Source organism: Bradyrhizobium sp. CCBAU 11386 (assembly GCF_028128955.1).
Lineage (GTDB): Bacteria > Pseudomonadota > Alphaproteobacteria > Rhizobiales > Xanthobacteraceae > Bradyrhizobium.
Map to the genome: position 1 here is coordinate 1 of NZ_LBKA01000216.1, position 20,560 is coordinate 20,560.

At 65.4% G+C, this 20,560-nt stretch carries 16 protein-coding genes and 1 pseudogene; 5 read left to right on the forward strand and 12 right to left on the reverse strand.

All coding sequences use genetic code 11. From position 1 onward, the window contains the following. Nucleotides 1–170 precede the first annotated feature (170 nt). Complete coding sequence (locus XI09_RS17765) at nt 171–2,276, reverse strand: S9 family peptidase (RefSeq protein ID WP_271567975.1); 2,106 nt, start codon at nt 2,274–2,276, stop codon at nt 171–173. Between the two features lie 279 nt (nt 2,277–2,555). Here XI09_RS17765 and XI09_RS17770 point away from each other — a divergent pair, with 279 nt between their 5' ends. Together XI09_RS17770 and XI09_RS17775 are read left to right on the forward strand one after the other, a co-directional pair. Further along, a complete protein-coding gene (locus XI09_RS17770; protein WP_271567976.1) occupies nt 2,556–3,992 on the forward strand; it encodes an MBOAT family O-acyltransferase in 1,437 nt (478 codons plus the stop codon). Then, nucleotides 3,992–5,101 (forward strand): hypothetical protein, encoded by a 1,110-nt coding sequence (locus tag XI09_RS17775; RefSeq protein WP_271567977.1) that lies wholly within the window; start codon nt 3,992–3,994, stop codon nt 5,099–5,101. Before XI09_RS17770 ends, XI09_RS17775 begins: the two co-directional genes overlap by 1 nt. Nucleotides 5,102–5,387: 286 nt before the next feature. Here XI09_RS17775 and XI09_RS17780 read toward each other — a convergent pair whose 3' ends face one another. The 3 genes from XI09_RS17780 to XI09_RS17790 form a co-directional block, all read right to left on the reverse strand. Beyond that, complete coding sequence (locus XI09_RS17780) at nt 5,388–6,575, reverse strand: pyridoxal-phosphate-dependent aminotransferase family protein (protein ID WP_271567978.1); 1,188 nt, start codon at nt 6,573–6,575, stop codon at nt 5,388–5,390. A gap of 102 nt (nt 6,576–6,677) precedes the next feature. Then, a complete protein-coding gene (locus tag XI09_RS17785) occupies nt 6,678–7,400 on the reverse strand; it encodes a thermonuclease family protein (RefSeq protein ID WP_271567979.1) in 723 nt (240 codons plus the stop codon). 163 nt (nt 7,401–7,563) lie between these two features. After that, nucleotides 7,564–9,294: a hypothetical protein gene (locus tag XI09_RS17790; RefSeq protein ID WP_271567980.1), complete on the reverse strand. Its 1,731-nt coding sequence runs from the start codon at nt 9,292–9,294 to the stop codon at nt 7,564–7,566. Nucleotides 9,295–9,718: 424 nt separating this feature from the next. On the opposite strand from XI09_RS17790, the gene XI09_RS17795 reads away from it, so the two are divergent. After that, a complete protein-coding gene (locus XI09_RS17795) occupies nt 9,719–10,567 on the forward strand; it encodes a caspase family protein (protein ID WP_271567981.1) in 849 nt (282 codons plus the stop codon). A gap of 173 nt (nt 10,568–10,740) precedes the next feature. Here the strand turns inward: XI09_RS17795 and XI09_RS17800 are convergent, their stop codons facing one another. From XI09_RS17800 to XI09_RS17815, 4 genes are all read right to left on the reverse strand, one after another. Next, complete coding sequence (locus tag XI09_RS17800; protein ID WP_271567982.1) at nt 10,741–11,631, reverse strand: efflux RND transporter periplasmic adaptor subunit; 891 nt, start codon at nt 11,629–11,631, stop codon at nt 10,741–10,743. A gap of 225 nt (nt 11,632–11,856) precedes the next feature. Continuing rightward, nucleotides 11,857–11,988 carry a hypothetical protein gene (locus XI09_RS17805; protein WP_271568013.1) on the reverse strand — a complete coding sequence of 44 codons (132 nt, stop codon included), beginning with the start codon at nt 11,986–11,988 and terminating at the stop codon, nt 11,857–11,859. A gap of 107 nt (nt 11,989–12,095) precedes the next feature. Beyond that, entirely contained in the window at nt 12,096–13,220 is a 1,125-nt protein-coding gene (locus XI09_RS17810) for a lactonase family protein (RefSeq protein ID WP_271567983.1), read from the reverse strand. Nucleotides 13,221–13,353: 133 nt separating this feature from the next. After that, nucleotides 13,354–13,491: a hypothetical protein gene (locus XI09_RS17815; RefSeq protein ID WP_271567984.1), complete on the reverse strand. Its 138-nt coding sequence runs from the start codon at nt 13,489–13,491 to the stop codon at nt 13,354–13,356. 328 nt (nt 13,492–13,819) lie between these two features. Here XI09_RS17815 and XI09_RS17820 point away from each other — a divergent pair, with 328 nt between their 5' ends. Continuing rightward, complete coding sequence (locus XI09_RS17820; protein ID WP_271567985.1) at nt 13,820–13,942, forward strand: hypothetical protein; 123 nt, start codon at nt 13,820–13,822, stop codon at nt 13,940–13,942. A gap of 142 nt (nt 13,943–14,084) precedes the next feature. Continuing rightward, on the forward strand, nt 14,085–16,184 hold the full coding sequence (locus XI09_RS17825) for a methyl-accepting chemotaxis protein (protein WP_271567986.1): 2,100 nt from the start codon (nt 14,085–14,087) through the stop codon (nt 16,182–16,184). Nucleotides 16,185–16,375: 191 nt separating this feature from the next. On the opposite strand, the pseudogene XI09_RS17830 reads toward XI09_RS17825, so the two are convergent. From XI09_RS17830 to XI09_RS17845, 4 genes and pseudogenes are all read right to left on the reverse strand, one after another. Beyond that, nucleotides 16,376–16,687, reverse strand: a pseudogene (locus XI09_RS17830) (lycopene cyclase family protein); the annotation flags it as partial. A 157-nt stretch (nt 16,688–16,844) separates the two neighbouring features. After that, nucleotides 16,845–17,105, reverse strand: coding sequence for a hypothetical protein (locus tag XI09_RS17835; RefSeq protein ID WP_271567988.1), 261 nt, complete (start codon nt 17,103–17,105; stop codon nt 16,845–16,847). Nucleotides 17,106–17,208: 103 nt separating this feature from the next. After that, complete coding sequence (rpsU, locus tag XI09_RS17840; RefSeq protein ID WP_271567989.1) at nt 17,209–17,484, reverse strand: 30S ribosomal protein S21; 276 nt, start codon at nt 17,482–17,484, stop codon at nt 17,209–17,211. 272 nt (nt 17,485–17,756) lie between these two features. Continuing rightward, nucleotides 17,757–20,420: a bifunctional diguanylate cyclase/phosphodiesterase gene (locus XI09_RS17845; RefSeq protein ID WP_271567990.1), complete on the reverse strand. Its 2,664-nt coding sequence runs from the start codon at nt 20,418–20,420 to the stop codon at nt 17,757–17,759. Between the last annotated feature and the right edge of the window lie 140 nt (nt 20,421–20,560).

Sequence of the window (20,560 nt, forward strand, 5' to 3'; positions counted from 1 at the left end):
TCCACGCTCCGACGGCATCTACGCGAGCCACCAAGACGAAAACGGCGCTATCAAGCAATGCAACTATTTTAGCGCCTGTGGGCTTTCGCCAGGACGACGATGTGGAGGTATCGAGCGAAGCAGCCGCTAGCCCGTAGCCCGGATTACGCTACGCTCCATCCGGGCTACAACTACACTCCGGCCTCCGTCATCCCCGCCGCCCACAGCGCGAACGCATAGACGATCGCGACTTCGTCGAGACGATCGAAGCGCCCCGAGGCGCCGCCGTGGCCGGCGCCCATGTTGGTGCGCAGCAGCACCGGGCCGCCGCCGCGCATGGTGGCACGCAGGCGCGCGATCCATTTGGCGGGCTCCCAATAGGTGACGCGCGGATCGGTCAATCCGCCCATGGCCAGGATCGCCGGATAGTCCTTCGCCGCAACGTTGTCGTAGGGCGAGTAGGACAGGATGGTGCGAAAATCCTTCTCGCTCTCGATCGGGTTGCCCCATTCCGGCCATTCCGGCGGCGTCAGCGGCAGCGTGTCGTCGAGCATGGTGTTGAGCACGTCCACGAACGGCACTTCGGCGACGATGCCGGCGAACAGCTCGCCGGCGCGGTTCGCCACTGCGCCCATCAGCATGCCGCCGGCCGAGCCGCCATGGCCGACGATGCGCTTTGCGCTGGTGTACTTCGCGTCGATCAGCGCGCGGGCGCTGGCCGAGAAGTCGTCGAAGCTGTTGGTCTTCTTCTCGCGCTTGCCGTCGAGATACCAGCCCCAGCCCTTGTCGGCGCCGCCGCGGATATGGGCGATGGCGTAGACGAAGCCGCGATCGACCAGCGACAGGCGGTTGGCGCTGAACGAAGCCGGCATCGCCATGCCATAGGAGCCGTAGCCGTAGAGCAAGAGCGGCGCCGAGCCGTCGAGCTCGAGCCCGCGGCGATAGAGGATCGAAACCGGCACTTCGGCGCCATCATGTGCCTTCGCCATGATGCGGGTGGTGACGTAGTCGGCCGCGTTGTGCCCGGACGGGATCTCCTGGCGCTTGCGCAGCGTGCGCGTCCGCTTCGCCATATCGTAGTCATAGACCTCCGACGGCGTCGTCATCGACGAATAAGAGAAGCGCAAATTCGTCGTCTCGAATTCGTAGGACCCCATCGTATCGAGCGAATAGGCGGCTTCGTCGAAGGCGATGGCGTGCTCCTCGTCCGAAGCGAGATCGCGGATCACGATCGCCGGCAGCGCATTGGCGCGCTCCAGCCGCACCAGATGGCCGGCATAGAGATCGAGGTCGATGATGTAGATGCCCGGACGATACGGAATCAGGTCGCGCCAGTTCTTGCGCTCGGGCGAGCTAAGCGGCGCGGTGACGATCTTGAAGTCGATGGCGTCATCGGCATTGGTGAGGATGAAGAGCTGATCGCCGCGATCGGCGAGCGAATATTGCACGCCTTCCTCGCGCGCCGCGACCAGCCGCGGCGGCGTATCGGGGCTTTCGAGATCGATCAGCCGTTGCTCGGAGGTCTCGTGATCGCCGCCGGCGATCACGCAGAAGCGGCCGCTGGTGCTCTCATGCAGATGGGTGAACCAGCCGGAATCCTGCTCCTCATAGACGAGGGTATCGTCGGCCTGCTTCGTCCCCAGCCGGTGCCGCCACACCTGCATCGGGCGGTGATTGTCGTCGAGCTTCACATAGAAGAAGCTTTTCGCGTCCTTGCTCCAGACGATACCGCCGTCGGTCTCCTCGACGACGTCGTCAAAATCCTTCCCCGTCGCCCAGTCGCGCACGCGGATCGAAAAATATTCCGAGCCCTTGGTGTCCGCGCTCCAGGCTTGCAGCTTGTGATCGTAAGAATGCCGGCTGCCGCCGAACTTGAAATATTTGTGGTCTTTTGCCAGCGCGTCGCCGTCGAGCACGATATGCTCGTTGCCGCCCTCGCGTGGCATGCGGCCGAACAGCTCGTGCTGCCCGCCCTCGCGAAACCTGCGGAAATAGGCGAACTGGCCATCCGGCGACGGCACGCTGGAATCGTCCTCCTTGATCCGCCCGCGCATCTCGCGCACCAGCGTCTTCTGGAGGGCCGCGGTATGGCCGAGCAGGCTCTCGGTGTAGACGTTCTCTTCATCCAGATATTTGCGGATGTCGGGATCGAGCACCTTGGGGTCGCGCAGCACCTCCTGCCATTTTTCGTCCTTCAGCCAGGCATAGTCGTCGGTCACGTTGATCCCGTGCCGGGTGAAGCTGTGCGGCCGGCGCGGGGCGACGGGGGGCTGGGAAGGTGTCTTGGTCTGGGTCACTCGATCCTCATTGCGTCTCACCGGAACCCATCTCGTCATGCGCGGGCTTGACCCGCGCATCCATCAAAGAGGATTTCTTGAGCGATGGATTGCCGGGGCAAGCCCGGCAATGACGGCCGTAGACGGCGGCGGGTCGCGCATCATATGGCGACGAGCGCATGAATTGCCAGCGGGACTGCGCCAAGGACTGCGCCAAGGCGCCGGGTTGTTGATCGGCCCCTTGTATGCTTTAGGGGCCAAGTCCTTTAGTGGCCATGTCCCCGCCGCCGGTCCAGCCTGATGCTGTTCAATTCCTACCCGTTCATCCTGCTGTTCCTGCCGGCCGTGCTGGCCGGGTACTTCTGGCTCGGGCGGCGCAGCAATCTGACCCCGGTGATCTGGCTGGCGGCCGCCTCGCTCGCCTTCTATGCCATCGGCAATTGGCAGTTTGTCGCGCTGTTGCTGGCGTCGATCGCCTTCAACTACGGCATCGGCTACCTCCTGATCGCGGCGGAGCTCGCGCCAATGCAGCGCCGGGCCGCGCTTGCCCTTGGTGTCGCCGGCGACCTTCTCGTGCTCGGCATCTTCAAATATGCGGGCTTTGCCGCCGACAATCTCAATGCTCTGCTCGGCACGCATGTCGCGGTCCACATCCTGCTGCCGGTCGGCATCTCCTTCTACACCTTCACCCAGATCGCGTTCCTGGTCGATGCCTTTCGCGGCCAGGTCGCGGCCTACGCGCTGCCGCACTATGCGCTGTTCGTGACCTATTTCCCGCATCTGATCGCGGGGCCGATCCTCCACCACAAGGACATGATCCCGCAATTCGAGCGGGAGGAGTCCAAGCATCCGCACGCGCATCTGATCCTGTGCGGAATCATCATCTTCGCCATCGGCCTGTTCAAGAAGACCTGCCTTGCCGACGGCATCCAGCCCCTGGTCGCGCTGGCCTTCGACGCGCGCTCGCCGAGCTTCGACCAGGCCTGGCTCGGTGCGCTCGCCTACACGTTCCAGCTCTATTTCGACTTCTCCGGCTATTCCGACATGGCGATCGGGATATCCCTGATGTTCGGCATCTTTCTGCCCGTCAACTTCAACTCGCCGTACAAGGCTGCGAGCATCGTCGAGTTCTGGCGCCGCTGGCACATGACGCTGTCGCAATTTTTGCGCGACTATCTCTACATTCCGCTCGGCGGCAACCGCCGCGGCCGCGCGCTGCGTTACGTCAATTTGATGATCACGATGCTGCTCGGCGGGCTCTGGCACGGCGCGGCCTGGACGTTCGTGGTGTGGGGCGCGCTGCACGGCGCCTATCTCTGCATCAATCACGCCTTCAACGCGCTGGTGCCGGCCATCCCGTCGCCTCTTGCGCGCCCGGTCCGCATCCTTGGGGCCGTGCTGACCTTCCTGGCCGTCGTCGTCGCCTGGGTGTTCTTCCGCGCCGAGCGGGTCGATTGGGCGTTGCGGATCACCAGTGCCATGACTGATCCCTTGAACATCGTCCTCGGCCGCGAGGAGATCGCGGCCCTGGTGCAGGTCACGTTCTATGCGGTGCTGGTGTGGCTGGCGCCGAACACGCAAGCAATCATGGGCTACGATCACGGCAATCGCAGGGTCGGCGAGAGCTTGCGGGCGGGGCGTATGCGGCCGCTGGTCCTCTATGTTGCGTCGCTCGTGCTCGCGTTCGGGATCTTGGGCATCCAGAGCCACAGCGAATTCATCTATTTCAGGTTCTGATGCAGGGATCATTCGCCAGTCCAAAGCGTCTTATCCTTGCGAGCGTCGCGTGCGTGCTGGGCGCAGCGGCGCTGACTTTTGCCGTCGATCCCCTGCAACTGTTCCGCCCGTCGCGCCTCATCGCGCCGTTCTATTCCGACGACACGCGCGTGCAGAATGCCGGGCTGATCCGCAGCCAGTCGTTCGACACCGCCTTCATCGGCACTTCGCTCGCGATCCATTTCCGCCAGAGCGACATCGACCGCGCGCTCGGCGTCCGTTCGCTCAAGCTGGCGATGACCGGATCCAACTCGCGCCAGCAGGGCTTCGTGCTGGAGCAGGCGATCGATCGCGGCGCCCGGCGCGTGATCTGGGCGATGGACGATTTCAGCTTTGTCGATGCGGCCGGCATCGAGGCCGATCCCTATCTGTCCGTCGATCTCTACCGGAGGACGGCCAAAGGGATCGCGGCCTATCTGTTCAACGCCGCCATGGCGAAGGAATCCCTGTTCGCGCTGCTGCGGTCGATTCCGCCGCTGCGGGAGCCGCTGACCCGTGCGGCGCCGTTTCTCCCCGTCAAGTTCGCGCTGTTCGACGTCGACGACATCTACGCGCTGCCACGGGATTTCGACGTCGCGCGCGCCTACAACGCCGAGAGGACACGCGCCGCCTTCGCCTACATCACCGATCCCGTGCGCAGCAGCTTTCTCGGCGAGGGCTACGGCTATGACGCAATGATCAGGCATTTCGAGCGCGACGCCGCCGACCTGATCACGCGCCATCCGGACGTGACCTTCGACATCTACTTCCCGCCTTATTCGATCCTGCAATTCGTCGCGATGCGCGATGCCTCACCGGCAACGCTGAAGATCGTCACCGATCTCACGGCCCTCATCGCGCAGCGCCTGACGCAGCTTCCCAACGTGCGCCTCCACGATTTCCGCGCGATCAAGGAAGTCACCCACGACCTCAACAATTACGGCGACGTCATCCACCATTCGCCTGTCATCGATGCAATCGTACTGAAGTGGCTGGCGAGCGGGGAATACCGCGTCGATCCGAAGGCGCCGCTGGCGTCGCTGGAGGAGCTGAAGGCCCAGGTCGAGGCGTATCGGGTGCCGCGGCCGTAGCCCGCATGAGCGAAGCGATATGCGGGACCTCGCGCAGATCCCGAGTGTCGCTTCGCTCACCCGGGCTACAAGACTGCAGCTGTGATGCTCAGCAGTAGCCAAAAAACCCCGCTGTCGTGCCGGCCTAGTTGCGCAATTGCGCACGGGGGGCCGGGACCCATAACCCCAGGGAGGAATTTGGCGAAGACTCGTAGTTAAAGAATCTTCTCGTGGTACGCACACCGTGCGTCACTGATAGATCACGCGGTATGGGTCCCGGCCTTCGCCGGGACGACAGTGGCGGCGACTACGCCGCCACCTCTTCGCCGAGATACGAAACCGCAGCTTCCAGCCCGCCCTTGCCATGCGGGATATTCAGCGCATTCAACCCGATCTCGATCACACCTAACGTGCCGAGCAGCATCGGTGCGTTGACATGGCCCATATGGGCGATACGGAAGGCTTGTCCGGAGAGATCGCCGATGCCGGTGCCGAGCACGACGCCGCACTTCTCCTTGCAATAGCGTTGCAGCACTGCAGGATCGTGGCCGTTGCTCATGGTCACCGTGGTCACGGTGTTGGAGCGCTCGCTGGCTTCGGCGACGTTGAAGCCGAGCACCTGGCCTTCCGACCAGGCCGAGACGGCGCGCCGCGCGGCTTCGCCCAGCAGGCTGTGGCGGCGGAAGGCGTTCTCCAGCCCTTCCTCGTGCAACATGTCGATGGCCTGGCGCAGCGCGAACAGCAGATGCACCGGCGCGGTGCCGGCATATTTGCGATAGTTCTCGGTGCCCTCGCGCTCACTCCAGCTCCAATAGGGCGTCGACATGTTCGCCTTCTTGTGCACTTCGAGCGCGCGCGCGTTGGCGGCGACGAAGCCGAGGCCGGGCGGCGTCATCAGGCCCTTCTGCGAGCCGGACATCGCGACGTCGATACCCCATTTGTCCATCTCGAACGGCATGCAGCCGAGCGAGGCCACGGTGTCGACCATGTACAGCGCGGGGTGCCCGCTGGCCTTGATCGCCTTGCCGATCGCCTCGATGTCGTTCTGCACGCCCGAGGCGGTGTCGACCTGGACGACGACGACGGCCTTGATGGTGTGCTCCTTGTCGCGGCGCAGGCGCTCCTCGACCTCGTGCGGCCGCACCGCGCGGCGCCAGTCGCCCTTGAGCACCTCGACCTCGGCACCCATCAGGGCTGCCGCATTGCCCCAGCCGATTGCGAAGCGTCCGCTCTCCAGCACCAGCACCTTGTCGCCGCGCGACAGCACGTTGCTCAGCGCCGCTTCCCAGGCGCCGTGCCCGTTGGCGATGTAGATGTAGGACTTGCCCTTGGTCGCAAACAGCTTCGAGATGTCGCCGAGCAGGCTCTCGGTCAGATCGTGCATCTGCTTGGAGTAGATGTCGATCGCCGGACGATGCATCGCCCGAAGCACCTCGTCAGGCATCGTGGTGGGCCCGGGGATGGCCAGAAACTCCCGGCCCGCGCGAACGGTCATTGCTGTTGGTCCTTGTTGCTTGAGAACAGGCTGGTGGGTCGCTGATTCACACTTTTACGCGCTGCTGCGATGCAAGAAAAGCACGCAAAATGCAGGGCTGGGTTATCGTTTGGTCTCCCGGCAACCGGCGGCTTCCGCCTCCTCGACCGAGCAGAACCAGCGGGTGCCCTTGCTGATCTTCATCTTGATCTGGGTGTACCAGCGGCTGGTCGGCTGGTGATAGATGCACTCGCCGGCGGTGTTGACGTTGCCCTTGATGGTGCAGTCGGGCGAGGGTGCGACCGGCCCCGAGGCCGAGGCAAGCAGCACCGAGTGCGCCCCGTCGGGCGGCTTGGTGGCGCCCAATATCGTCGTCTTCTTGTTGCGCACGCGCCAGTCCCAGGGCGCAATGAAGGCGCCCTGCCACATCCCGGCCTTGGCCTCACGCGCGGCAGCCTCGTCGGCGTCGTAATCGTGCGAAACGCGGGTGTAGGACAGCGCCCAGCCGCTGCGCACCAGCCATTTCTGGATGTCCTCGCCGCCGACGTCGCAGCGCGCCACGGTGCGGCCGCGCCGGTCGATCGCCCGGGTATGGCAGGCCCAGCTCTTGCCCTCGGTGTATTTGGCGAGCTCGTCGCGGGCGGCGACGCCGCAGGTCCAGCGCTCGCCCTTGGTGTTGAGGCAGAGCTGGTCGGACGACGGCGCGTCGATGCCGCCGAGTCGGATCCGGGTGTTGCCGATCACGACGGAATCGCCGTCGCGGACCTTCGCCGTGCCGGTGATGTCGGCGGCCTGCGCCAGCGACGGGGCGAGCAAAGACAGCGCAATCAGGAATTTTCGCAACATGCCGGTCCGCGTGTTCAGGAAAATCGCGATAGACCCCGCAATTGTGGTCGGCTTTTGGCCGCCCGGCCAGCATATGCCTAACGATTGAGCTTTCAACTTCCCGTCATCCGGGAACGAATAGCGAGTGGGGAATGGCGAATAGGGATGCAATGAGCCCCAATCGCTACTCGCCATTCACCATTCGCCTGCGGGCCACCGCCAGCCCCATCAGCACGAACGCCGACGTCACCTCGGGGCCACCGACCAGGATCCGCGTCGGCGTCTTCATCTTGTTCCATTCATAGGCGCGGAACGGGCCGCGGCGGCCGCCTTCGCCGAGGCTCGCGACGATGACGTTCAGCGCCGGTGCGAAGGCGCGCGGGTCGGCGCCGAGATGGCCGAGCGCGATCAAGGCGAGTGCCGCGTCGAACACGTTCATCTCCGCCGCCATCAGCTCGCCCTTGACGTAGGAGAGCACGCGGTGGCGGATGAAATCGAAGTCGCCGTCCGGATCGATCGCCGCCTGCGCCGCCAGCGGCAGCGCCAGGAAGGCGGCATAGCAGCGGCCGAAATAGGCGCTGTAGAGTTCCGGCAGGTAATAGATGTGCGAGCGCGGATTGGCGAAGGCGCCGCTTGACGCCAGCCGCTTCTGGAAGCCGATGATGCGATGCACGGTCGCCAGCCGCGCCGGCGTCTCCAGGACCTTCCAGCGCGCCAGGTTGCGGAAGCTGACCTCGAGAATGTCGAGATTGAGCGTCGGATCGAGATCGTTGCCGTAGGGCCGCTCTCCCTTGAGATTGTCGATCCAGGTCGCGACCCCGCCCTCATAGTCGATGTTGGCGTTGATCGGCACGGTCACGCGCGGTTCGTTGACGCCGGCGCGCACCTGGTAACCGTTGTAGAAATCCAGCAGCGGCTGGTCGATGATCGGATCGGTGCAGCCGGCCTGCGTCGCCGCTGAGATCGAGCAGGCCGTGGTGTCGCAATCCGGCACGTAGACGCCGAAGCCGAGATCCTGCTTGATCTGGGCGAAGAAGCGCGAAAAGCGCGGATGAGGCGCGGGCGCGAGCGCGGTGATGACGTTGAAGCGCGCGCCGTCGGTGCCCTCGACCTCCTCGCGGCTGATGTTGACGCAGAAATCGACCATGTCGGCGATCGCCCGCTCGGCTGCCGTCTTGTCGGCCGGCGAAGCGAGCCCGGTCTCGACGAAGCTCAGCAGCGCCTCGATGAAGAACGCGTCGTAATAGGCCGAGCGGTGGCGGATCTGCATCGGCTCCCACATCGGCTCGGCAATGCCGGTCCAGGGCGGATTGACCACGGCGCGCGCCGGCGAGCGCGCGATGAAGACACGGGCGAGGTTGAACAGCAGCGAGGAGTTCTTGTAGCCGCGTGCGTTCAACCCCGTGAGCGCCATGGCCAGCTCGCGTCCGCGGAAATCAGGGTCGCCGATCAGGTTGAAGGCGGCGTAGGTCGGCAGGAAACCGTTCTTGCGGTACGAGCCGAGCAGATGCTGCGCACAGTCGCGGATCATGCCGTCGATCTGTGAAGCTTGCGGCATGGCGGCGACGAACAGCGCCGGTGGCGGCCGGGGATGGTCGAGCGTGATGCTGTCGACGAGATCGGCCACGGGCTGGCCGATCGCCGCCCAGTCCGGCTCGGCCTCGTCGCGGGCGCGCACCAGCGCCTCGCGCAGGCGGGTCAACTTCCCTTCGTGCCGCAGCTCGGGCAGGCCGGCACGGCGGAGCAGCACCCGCAGCGCGGGATTGCCGAGCGCGGTCTTGTAGAATTTGGCCAGATGCGGATCGCCGCTGGCTGCGCCCGCCAGCACAGGATCGCAGACGTCGTAAAGCGAGGGGCCGTCCTTCCGCGCCGTCAGCGCCCGGCAGGCGGCGCCGGCAAAATAATGAAAGCTCATGAAATACCTGGTCGCGGGGCCCCTGGTCGGGGGCCGGCCGGTGCGTTCCCATCCGCGCACCACCCCCTGCAAGTCTTTGAAAAAGCTACCCGGATTCGCAGGAAATACAAATGTGATAGCGGTCACGGAAAAAACCGGCACGAGGGCTGCATGATCAGGCCCCGGAAGGCTACGGGAACGCAAAAACAGGAGAAATCCAGGCCGGGTAATTAACTAATATCTTCAGCGACTTAGCTCAAATTTTGGGCAATCTATTGCCGGGCACACTATATGCCGTTAAAGGTTTGTTTGGTGCGGCGCCGCAAATTGCGCGCAATTCGGGGGCACTCCCCGGCCAATCCCTCAAACCTAAAGACGCTATCGCGCTACTCAACATGTGTGCGCGCGCTGGGCTGATCTTTGGCACTGACAGGAATGAAGCGAGATGAATGTAAGGCAGCTCGACATTTCCCGACGCACGATTGCGGTGGCCGCAGCCCTCATCGGGACGGTCTCGCTCGTGATCGGTGCCCATGCTGCCCTCAACATGCGCGCGCTCGATGCCGCCAAGGCGGTTACGACCGACCAGGTCACCGGCTCGATCGGCCAGACCTCCCGGCTCGCGCTCGTCATCGGCAATGGACATTATCCCGACGCCAGCGCGCCGCTGACGCAGTCGATCAACGACGCCCGCGCGCTGTCCTCGACCCTGCGCAAGAACGGTTTTGACGTCGACATGGTGGAAGACGCGACCAAGGACGACATGGTCCGCGCCGTCAACCGCCTGAAGTCCCGGATCAAGCGCGACACCGTCGTCATGCTGTTCTTCGGCGGCTTCGGCGTGCAGGCCGGCCGTCAGAGCTACATGCTGCCGGTCGACGCCGTGATCTGGAAGGAAAGCGATGTCCGCCGCCAGGGCGTCTCCATCGACGGTGTGCTCGACATGATGAAGGAGCAGGGCGCCAAGGCCAAGCTCGTCGTCGTCGACGCCTCCCGCCGTAATCCCTACGAGCGCCGCTTCCGTTCCTACAGCCATGGCCTCGCGCCGATCAGCGCGCCCGACAATGCGCTGATCCTCGCCTCCGCTTCGCCCGGCAAGGTCGTCGACGACGGCAAGGGCGAGCACAGCGTGCTGGTCAGCGAGCTCCTCGGCAACCTCACGACGCAGGGCAGCGCCGAAAGCGCCTTCAACAAGACCCGCATCGCCATCTCCCGCGCCTCCGAAGGCGACCAGGTCCCGACCGTCTCCTCCTCGCTGCTCGAAGACGTCCATTTCGGCGAAGCCGGCGGCTAGTTTTCTTAAATTCTGCGAGTTCTCGTGCCCCGGACGCGGCGCATCATGCAATGATGCGACGCTGAGCCGGGGCCCAGTTTTTTTAGCCTATCGCTCGATGGCATGTGGGTCCCGGCTCGGCGCAGCAGCGTTGCACGCTGCAGCGCGTCCGGGACAAGAGTTTCCTCGAAAACCTACTTCGCCGCTTCCGCGGCCATCACCGGGCGCACGGGATCGCCTTCGCGCAACAGTGCGCCGGCGCGGGCGACGACGACATCGCCTTCGTTGAGGCCGTCGCGAACCTCGATATTGCCGCCCGACATCAGACCGATCTCGACGCGCTTGGTCTCGACGCGGTTGCGGCGGATCACCTGCACCACGGTGCCGGCGGACGAATATTGCACGGAGGTCAGCGGCACCGCGACGTTGCAGCTCTGCCCGGTCTTGATCAGCGCGCGCCCGCTTGCATTCAGTAGCAGCCGCTTCTGCGAGGAGATGCCGATATAGACCATGCCCTGCTGGATGTTCGGCTCGACGGTCGGCCCGATGCGGCGCACCTTGCCGTCGATGTCGCCGGCGCCGGCGATCCGCACGGTCGCCTGCTGGTTGACTGCGAGCTTGCGAATATCGGTGGTCGCGACCAGGCCGACGAGATCGTATTCGCTGCGTGCCACGATCGTGAACAGCGCCTCGCCCTTGGCCGAGGCGAGGTTGCCGATCTTCGCGGTCGACGTCGCGATCACGCCCGCCACCGGCGCCGTGACCTGAAGCGTGCCGCCCTCGGGCAGCGCGAGGCGCGCCAGCACCTGGCCGGCGGTGGTGGTCTCGCCGGCTTCCGCGAGCACTTCCGTCACCTTCAGGCCCGGACGTTCGGGCCGCACGGACGTTTCCTCGCGCGCGATGATCGTGCCGGTGGCCTCGACGATGTCGGAGAAGCAGGATTTTGCGACTTTCAGCACCGTGACGGCCGGCCCCTTGGGTGCGTCGTCATCGGCGGCTCCGGCCGGATATTGGCCGAAGACGAGCACTCCGGCGATGGCTGCGGGAAACAGGCTTCGAACAACGGCACGGGGCAAATGGCGCATCGGAAATTCCACGGGGGCTATGCCTCCAATCGATAGCAGATGGCAGCGGCCCGGACTACGGCAGCGTTGTCCCAAAGCGGGATGCCGCGCCGCCCGGGCTGCCGCGGCAAGTCTTTGATTAGTCGCGGGATTGGAGAACAGGTTCGCTCGCCGCCGGGCCGGGCGCCGTGGCCGCACGGCTTGTGGTTCGAGATGGGATGCAACGGTCCATCTGTGAGCTGCCGGTCAGCTTCGGCGATCTCCGAGCAGCTTGCCGGTGGAACGGTCGATCAGATGCAGGCGCGTACAGGCCGGGCAGGGCACGGACACGTGCGTGCGGTCGGCCGGCTCGTCGCCAAGCCGATGCTGTACGTTCATGCCGGTCTGGGGGCACTTGAAGACAATATGACGGTCCATGCCCGTCATATGATGACAAGGCCCGGACTTTGAAATTACGGATGATTACTTAGGTCGGCTACCGTCCCCTAAGGCAGGCTCAGGAACTCCACCCAGTTCGGCTTCTTGCCGGTGGGATAGGATTTCAGCTTGCTGAGCGCGCCGCTGCCCTGGTCGATGGCATAGACCGTCATGCCATCGGACAGCTCGCCGACCGCGGCGAGGTAGCGGCTGGACGGATCGATATTGAAGCCGCGCGGCTGCTTCTCGGTCGGCACGCTGCCGATCGTGGTCAGCTTGCCGCTGGCCGCGTCGACCTTGTAGGCGGTGAGTGTATTGGTCGTGCGCTCGGAGGCGTAGAGGAAGCGCCCGTCCGGGGTGATGTGGATGTCGGCGGCCCAGGGTTTCCCCGAAAACCCTTCCGGCAGTGCGGTGGTGCGCTGGATCTCGTTCCATGCGCCGCTCTTGGCCTCATAGGTGAACGCCGCGACGTCGCCGTTCAGCTCGTGGATGAGATAGACGAACTTGCCGCCCGGGTGGAACACGAAGTGCCGCGGCCCTGATTTTTCCGGCACCTTGTAGGCTGGCGGATCGCTCGGCGTCAGCGTGCCCGCCGTGGCGTCGAACGCGAAGCTCAGCACCTGGTCGGAGCCGAGATTGGTCGCGAACACGAAGCGGTTGTCGGGCGAGGGCAGGATGGCGTGCGCGTTCAACCCGGTCGGGATCACCTGCTTCGGCTCGCCCACGACGCCGTTCGCGGAAAGCGGATTCAGCGCGACCTTGTTACCGCCATAGGAGGCGCTGAACAGGACCTTGCCGCCGCGGTCGGTCGCGATGTTCGCCATGCTGTCGGCGAGCGGACCGGTGCCGATAGGGCTGAGCTGGCCCGTCTTGGGGTCGATCGCAAAGCTCAACGCCTGGAACGGCTGGGAGCGCACGCCGGCAATCAGCACGCGGTGGTCGGGTGTGATCGCGAGCGGCGTCGAGGAGCCCGGCTTCTCGACGCCGGTGAAGGCGGCGGTCTGCACCGGTGTCATCTCGCCGTTCTCGGCCAGCTTGAACACGCTGATGTCGTTGCTGTCGGCATTGCCGACATAGGCGAAGGTCTCGGCCATGCCGGCGCGAACTCCTGAAATGAGGGCAAGGAAGGTGACGGTGGCGGCGATCGCAGCGCGGGGCGTCATGGATGCGACGCAGCGTGTCGGTCTCGGCATGGGCGTTCTCCTCGGGGCGGGTGCGGCATTGTTGTTATGTCGCAGAGGATAGCGGCAGGCGCCTCGCTGCACCAAATTCCAAATGGGATCGATCGATGCCGAAATTGTATCGGTTGCATCGCGCCGAAGGCGGCTATCGCACCGCGGCCGTCAGGTTGCGGAAGTGCAGATGCGGGCCGGCCGGCTGGCCGGGCGGTCCGAGCACGGTCCACACGACGATCGCGAGCAATGCCGAGGTCAGGATGGTCCAGGCGACGAGTCGTTTGCGCATCAGGCCAGAATCCGTCCGTCGAATGTTCGATGCGCCGGGGCGCTGCGAGTCATCGTGCACTGCAAACGGCCGCGCCCCTATGAACTCGTTCACAGCCGGGCAAGCCGCCGCCGCGCCCGCGCAAAGGCTCGCGGGACGAAGACGTCGTGGCAAAGCGCCACACCGGTCAAACCGATCGCAAGGCCGCGCCGACCAATTCCAAATAGCGCTGCGCGTCGCCTGCACATCGCAAGCCGCAGGTGGCCACGTGACCGCTCGGGAACGGCAAGCCCCTGCCGCCGTTACCTCGGTCTCGCGGGCGGAGGACGCCAAAAACGGAGGCTGGCACGTGTTTTGGATTTATTGGGACACCGCCTGGTCGCTCATCATCAGCGGCATCATGTTCACCACCATCGTCACGCATCCCGACGCCGAGTTCGTCGAGATCCATGCCGCCAAGCAGGTGAAATGAGCCGGACCCGCTTCAGACCTTCATCTCGGTAGTTCGTCTTGGGCGGCTCGCCCCCTGTGGGCGGGGGCGCATTTGGTGAACGAATTCTTAGGAGCCGACCGGTATTTTTCTGCATCTTTTCGGCAGAGACCCGGCGCTTCCCATGGCATTGTTCGGCAATCCCTCCATTCGCTCTGTTCTCGGTGCCATCATCGGCGTCCTCGGCCTGTTCCTGGTCGGACAGCTCGTGAGCGGGCTGTTTGGGGCCGTCGCGCGCGACGCCGCTGCGCAGAAGGTCGAACGTTTCGCCAGCACCGACCAGCAGCTGTTTGCGACCCTGCTCGGCTTCCGCCTCGAACGCGGCACTTTCCTGTCGGCACTTGTGGCGGACGCGCCGGCCAATGCCAATGCCGATAACCGCATCGCCACCAACCGGCAGTTGTCGGAAGCCGCCTACAAAAGCGTGCTCGAGCGTCTCGATGGCGTCTCCGATCCGCGCCTCGCCGGTGCGCTAGGCAAGCTCGTCGCGATCCACGACGCGCTCGCGCCGTTGCGGCCCAAGGCCGAGGCCGCCATCCATCAGGCCAAGGCGGAGCGTGATCCAAAGGTCGGCGACGAGTTCCGCAAGGCCGCGCAGGATTATCTCGACGCCATCCTGGCACTGACTGCCGAGCTCGAGAACGCGCTCAAGCTCACCGATCCCGTGGTCGATCATCTGCTCGCCGTGAAGCAGTCGGCCTGGGCCGCGCGCAATTTCGGCGGCTTCGTCGCCATCCGCCTGGAAGCTGCGGCCGCGAGCGGCAAGCCCTGGAGCGCCGCCGACATGGTCGGCGCCGCCGAGGATACCGGCCGCGCCAAGCAGGCCTGGAGCCAGGTGCTCGACGCAGCCGCTCGCCCTGATGCGCCCGCAAGCCTCACCGAAGTGATCGCGCGCTCGAAGCAGGGCGAGGCCGCGGCCATGGCCGAGCGCCAGCAGGGCTTCATCAAGGCGCTGAGCAACAACCAGACCATCGACATCAAGATCGAGGATCTGGCGAAGCTCAACACCGCCCTCCTCAATTCCAGCGTCGAGGCCGGCCAGGCCGCGCTCGCCGAGATGGTCGCCCGTGCCGGGCAGCAGATGACTTCCGCGAAATGGAGCCTGGCGCTCAACGGCGGCATGATGCTGGTCGCACTCGCCATCACATTGTTCGGCTTCATCCTCGTCAATCGCCGCGTCAGCACGCCGATCCGCAAGATGACGCAGGCGATGCGCCGCCTCGCCGAGCGCGATTATGCGATCGAGCTCGCCGGCATCGAGCGCGGCGACGAGATCGGGGAGATGTCGCGCGCGGTGGCCGTGTTCAGGGAGAACATGATCACCGGCGACCGCCTCGCCGAGGAACAGGCCGCCGAGCAGGCAAAGAAGGAGCGGCGGCAGCTCGCCGTCGAACGACTGATCGAACAGTTCGAGAAGACCGTGACGGAATCGCTGCACACGCTGGCCTCCGCCTCCGGCGAGCTGAACGCCACCGCGCAGTCGATGTCGTCAACCGCCGAGCAGGGCTCGTCTAAGGCGGCCTCGGTCGCGAGCCTCTCGGGCGATGCCTCCTCCAATGTGCAGACGGTTGCCGCCGCCACCGAGCAGCTCTCGGCCTCGATCAGCGAGATCAGCCGTCAGGTCGCCGAATCCTCCAGCATTGCCGGTGCCGCTTCGGCCGAAGCCGACCGCACCAATGCCGAGGTGCAGGCGCTGGCCGATGCCGCGCAGCGCATCGGCGACGTCGTCGCGCTGATCACCGGCATTGCCGAGCAGACCAATCTGCTCGCGCTCAATGCCACTATCGAGGCCGCACGCGCCGGCGAAGCCGGCCGCGGCTTTGCGGTGGTGGCATCCGAAGTGAAGAACCTCGCTACGCAGACCGCGAAGGCGACCGAGGAGATCACCGGCCAGGTCGCCGCGATCCAGGGCGCAACCCAGTCCTCGGTGACCGCGATCCGATCGATCGGCTCCACCATCCAGCAGGTCAACGAGATTGCGGCGGCGATCGCGGCGGCCGTCGAGCAGCAGGGCGCCGCGACCCGCGAGATCGCGCGCAACGTGCAGCAGGCCTCGCAAGGCACCAACGAGGTCTCGCGCCACATCTCCGGCGTCTCGCAAGCCGCCGGCCAGACCGGCGCCGCCGCCGGCGAGGTGCTGGATTCCGCCAAGATGCTGGCGCGCCTGTCGGACGATCTCAAGCGCGACGTCGACCGCTTCGTCGGCGATCTCAGGGCGGCGTAGCGCGACTCCGTTCCGCTCGCGCGCCCCCGGATGCTGCGCAGCGCGCCGCCCTTCGCGGCGTGATGCGCTGCTGATCCGGGGCCCATGGCGAGGCGCGAGACTGGGTTGCCGGGCGCAGCGCATCGTTGCACGCTGCGCCCGGGACACGAGAGTTATTGCATCGTCGCAGCGATCTTCTCCGCCGACATCAGGGCCATCTGGCCGTTGATGGACGAGCCGCCGCCCAGCACGCGCGCCTGCTCGTATTTGCGTAACGGAGGGCGGCCTACGGTCGGATTGTTGTGGCTGACGATTTGGGTCGTGACCTTGAGCTCGGTCCAGTGGAAGCGCGGATCGAAATAGGCCGTGCCCGGATAGCTGTCCCTGATCTCGGCCGGCTCGTTGCCGGGTGGTGTGTCCTGTCCGGCTTCGCAGAGCAGGACCTTGTTGGCACTCTTCGCGGAGAGCCGGTGGGCCAGCACGGACCCCGCCGAGCCGCCGCCCACGATAATGTAGTCGTACACGATTGGCGCTTCCTCTTGTTCTTGTACCGAAGAGGTAGCGCGATTTATTTCGAGGTCACGCCACCGCTCTTGTCGGTGGCGCCATGAGGTCAGGAGGGTGGGGCGATGCCGCGGGGCGAGACGGACGGCGGGTTTGCGCCGTCTCGGTCGATGAACCCTATTGCAGCACTTTCGGCATCACGATGACGACGTCAACCTGCTTGTCCAGCACCTGCGATGCGACCGCGGCGATGTAGGACGAGTAGCTGTCCTCGATATCGGATGCGACCTCCTCATTCCCGGCGAAGGCGTAGAGCATCGTGCCCTCGATCTTGTCGAAGCGGATGCCCGCGAAGACCCGATCGAACGTCTCGGCACCGACGATGCCTGCCATGAGCGCCTGGATAGCCTGGTCCTGGACGAGTGTGAGCGTCATCATGCCGATGAGATATGGACCATCTTCCCGGATACAAGATGCGCAGCAGCGATGCCGGCTCGTTCTCGTTGCCCGGTCGGTCTCACGGCGATGTCGTGCCGCTGTTTCAGCCCGCGGGCCTGGCCGTCTGCGGCAGCGGCGGCTTGCGCTCCGGAAGCTTCTTCTTCGGGGGCGCCGGCAGCAAGCCTTCCCTGATCGCCTGCTTGCGAGCGAGCTTGCGGGCGCGGCGAATGGCCTCGGATTTTTCGCGCGTCTTCCGCTCCGACGGCTTCTCGTAGGAGCGCCGCTGCTTCATTTCCCGAAACACGCCCTCGCGCTGCATCTTCTTCTTCAGGACACGAAGCGCCTGGTCGACGTTGTTGTCGCGAACAAGTACCTGCAATTGTGTCTCCTTGTCGGGCTGCGAAATGCGGCAGTCCTGCACGCAGCCTATTGCGCAGGAGCTTCATTGCGATCGTGAGGATGACAGTGACGGCGATCTTCCGCGCCGGCCTCGAACACGCGAGCTGCTTGTCGCCGCGATACAGTTCGGGGGCGACGTGAACACTCCCGGGCCGCCGTGTCAATCGATAAGGCTTCCCTGCGCGTCAATTCGCCGTCTGAAGCCGATCCGGGCTGGCAACGGCGGGGCTGATACGGGGCGGGGGATATGCCCTAAGCCGCCGCCTGCGCCGACAGCAATTGCTTCAGCTTTGCGGCGGGGACGGCCGGGCTGAACAGCCAGCCCTGCATCTGGCTGCATCCGAGCTGCCGCAGCACCTCGCGCTGCGCCTCGGTCTCGACGCCTTCGGCCGTCGTCGCCATCCGGCGGGCGGCGGCCATGTGCACCACGGCCTGCACGATCGGAGATGAGTCCTCGGGCTCGCCGATGTCGCTGATGAAGCTGCGGTCGATCTTGATCTTGTCGAAGGGGAAGCGGTGCAGATAGCTCAGCGACGAATAGCCGGTGCCGAAATCGTCGAGCGCGATGCGCACGCCGAGCTCGCGCAGCTGCTGGAGAATCGTCAGCGCCTCCTCGTCGTCGCGAATGAGCACGGTTTCGGTGACCTCGAGCTCGAGCCGCCCGGGCGCCAGGCCCGACTCGGCAAGCGCGGCGGCGACCTTGAGCGCCAGCGTCTTGGAACGGAACTGCACCGGCGAGACGTTGACGGCGATGTGGATATCGCCGGGCCAGGAGGCCGCCTCCGTGCAGGCCTGCTTGAGCACCCATTCGCCGATCTCGCCGATCAGTCCGGTGTCTTCCGCGACCGGAATGAAGTCGGCGGGCGAGACCATGCCGCGCTCCGGATGGTGCCAGCGCAGCAGCGCCTCGCAGCCGGTGACGACGTTGGCCGCAAGATCGACCAGCGGCGGCTGATAGTGCACCTCGAACTCGCCGCGCGTCAGCGCCTGCCGCAGATCGAGCTCGAGCTGCCGGCGCAGCCGCGCCTTGGCGTCGTATTCGGGCGTGAAGACGCGGAAGGTGCGGCGGCCCTCGGATTTGGCGGCGTACATCGCCAGATCGGCGCGCTTGAGCAGATCGTCGAGATTGTCGCCGTGGTCGGGCGCGATCGCGATGCCGATGCTGGCATCGGTCGGAACCTCCTGGCCCTTGCAGTTCACGGGCGCACGCAACGCGTTGAGGATCGTTTCCGCCAGCGCCGTCAGCTCGGCCTGGTCGCTGGTGCCGGCCTTGACGATGGCGAATTCGTCGCCGCCCAGCCGCGCGACGAGGTCGTTGCCGCTGACGCAGGCGCGCAGGCGGTTCGCGACCTGGCGCAGCAGCTCGTCGCCGACCTCATGTCCGAGCGAATCGTTGACGCCCTTGAACTCGTCGACGTCGATATAGAGGATCGCGAACGGCTTGCCCTCGGCAAGCTCCGCCACGCGGCGTTCCAGATGGCCGCGCATCAGCACGCGATTGGGCAGGTCGGTCAGCGCGTCGTAATGCGCCATATGCGCGATGCGTTCGTCGGCGCGGATGCGCTCGGTGACGTCGTCATGGGTGGCGAGCCAGCCGCCGGCGGCGCCGGGCTGGTTCTTGATCTCGATCAGGCGGCCCTCGGCGGTCTCGACGATCGCGCTCTGGGTCCGTCCGACATTGCCCAAAATGCCGTCGCAATAGGAATCGACGTCGCCGTCGAACGAGCCGGTGTCGTGGCGGTGCTGGATCACGTCGCGGAAATAGGCTCCGGGCTTCACCACGTCGGTCGACAGCCGGTACATCTCGATGTAGCGCCGGTTGCAGACGATCAGCCGCTCGTCCTGGTCGAACATCAGAAGGCCCTGCGTCATCGTGTTCAGCGCGGTGTCGAGCCGCTGCTTCTCCAGCGAGAGCCGGCGAGTCACCTGGCGGAAGATCAGGAACAGCGTCAGTACGAGCAGGCCGATCGACAGCACGGCCACCATGACGAAGAATTTCGTTTGCGTGCGCCAGGTGGCGAGCGTCGCATCCAGCGACCTGGTCGCGACCACGACCAGCGGCTCGCCAGTCAGGAGGCGCGAGGCGACGATACGATCCTTGCCGTCGATCGGGCTTGCGAGCTGCATCGTGACGAAGGTGCGCTCGAACACCGCCATCTGCTCCGGCGTGCCCTTGCGAAAATTCTGCCCGATCATGGCGTCGATATGCGGAATGCGCGCGAGCAGCTGGCCGTTCTGGTGGTGCATCGCGATCGAGGAATCGTCGCCGAGCCCGGTCGAGGCAAAGAAGGATTCGAGCTGGTCGGGCGCGACGCCGCGCGAGACCAGCCCAAGGAATTCGCCGTGCGGGCCGGAGACACGCCGCGCGAACACGATCGCCGGTCCGTTGCCGAGCCGTCCGGGCACGACCTCGATCTCCTCCTGCGCAGCCGGATCGTTCTTGAGGCGGTTGAAGTAGCCGCGGTCGGCGACCGAGATGTCGGCGACCGGCCAGCGCCGCGACGAGTTGATGAGCACGCCGTCGGCGTCGAAGACATTGGCGCCGGCGACGTCGGACCAGCCGCTGGCTTTTGCGCGCAACACCTCGTGCATCGCGAGGGTGCCCATCTCGCTGCGGAAGGCGTCGGCGGAGGCGATGCCGTGGCTTTCGAGTTCGGCGATGATGCTCTTCTGGAGCACCGCGAAATCCTCGAACTCGCGGTCGAAATGGCGGGCCAGCAGGCGGACGGCGCTCTCCAGGCTGTCGCGGCCGCTCTCGATCGCATTCTGCCGGAAGCGGTCGACGGTGAGCGCGGTGCCGACGGCGGTTGCAGCCATCAGCACGAAGCCGCCGACGATCAGCCATGTCAGCGGCGCGCCGCGCCAACGGCGGAGCAACGCGCGCATCCGCGCGGTCCATCGGATCGATGTGCCCATCCAGCCCTCCCGTGGGATGCAAGATGCAGCAAAACCGACAAGACCCCGTTACCAGTAAGGGTTAGGGAAACATGAATCGGAACGGAATCAGAGGGTTGGGTTCCCTCGATCGCCGAGAGCTCCGTAGGCTGGGTTGACGC